1 protein-coding gene is annotated in these 1,261 nt (G+C 60.5%); it reads right to left on the bottom strand.

Features of this window, described 5'->3' with window-relative positions:
- Nucleotides 1–42: 42 nt before the first annotated feature.
- Nucleotides 43–954, bottom strand: coding sequence for an MBL fold metallo-hydrolase (locus tag A2I95_RS39395; protein WP_291737797.1), 912 nt, complete (start codon nucleotides 952–954; stop codon nucleotides 43–45).
- Nucleotides 955–1,261: the final 307 nt, after the last annotated feature.

Below are 1,261 nucleotides of genomic sequence, written 5' to 3'. Positions count from 1 at the left end.
GTTCCTCAGACCGCGTCGAGAGCCGACTTCTTCAGCAGCCTGTTAAACCGCTGGTACAAAGCGGTAGCCGCTGCCAATGCGCTCCGCCCGCCCGATACCGCCGCCGGGCAGATGATAGCCGATCAACTGCATTTGTTCGGCGGCAAGCCGGTCCAGCAAACGCATACGTGCCACAGCAGCCGTTTGCGGCTCTTGGTCGGCACCAACCGGCCTGCCAGGGTCAGCAAAGCTTACATGATGATTACCCAACGCATCCCCTAGAACCAGGACACTGTTACTGCCATCCCTGACTTCAAATGACATATGCCCCGGCGTGTGGCCTGGCGTGGCATGAGCTGCGACTCCAGGCAGGATCTCCTCGCCGTTCCGGAAAAGCTGCACCTTGTCTTCCAGCCGCTCCATCCTGCGCCGGGCCCCAATGGCCATGGCCGTCCTGCTGCTGCCAATCCTGTCTGCAGTCTGCGGGTCGAACCAGTAATCCCATTCTCTCTGCCCCATCAGATAGTCTGCGCCAGGGAACAACAGATCGTCAAAATCATCCAGCACCCCCCACAGGTGATCCGGATGGCAATGTGTAAAGACCACATGCGTCACCTCGTCAGGCGTGACGCCAAGAACATCCAGCGCGCCGGGCAGATTTCCGGCACTATCCTGAAACCCCGGCCCGGCGCCGGCATCGAACAGAACAACTCGGCCCTCTTCGCGCAGCAAGGTTACATTCACCTCCGGCGTCAGCGGCCCGGCTGCAAGCCCGTACTGTTTCAACGCTTGTTGCAAAGCATCCGGCTCAAGCCCGTCAAACAGAAACTCCGGCGGCAAAGTGAGATACCCGTCTGAAACCGTCTCAATCCGCTTATTGCCCAAAGTGATCCGCGCCGAAGCCCAGCCGGGGACAGCTGCAGCCGCCAGCCCCACTGCAGCCGACAACCCAAATTCACGCCTGGTGAACTCCATACCGTTTCCTTCCCGTATCGCCGCGCAATCAAATGCACAAATAATGTTTGGTGAATATTACTTCATGACGGCGGTAAAGGAAACACACGGCAATGCCGCAACCCGGCATGCCGGAATACAGGCGGTTCCTAAACCAGCCCCAGCGCGGTGCAAGCCCTGCGCAGGGCCGCACAAAACCGCTGGGCTGCAGCCGAAAGCTGGTGCTCCCGCCGGACACACAGACCCACGGGGCCAAGAGTGCTGTCGGTATTCAAGGGCAGCGCTGCCATGCTGCCAGCCTCCAGCTCCGGCCGCACCACACCGTGGC

It is taken from the genome of Leisingera sp. F5 (genome assembly GCF_001593695.1).
Note: the sequence above shows the minus strand (reverse complement) of the source record. Positions and strands in the feature narration are given on the sequence as shown.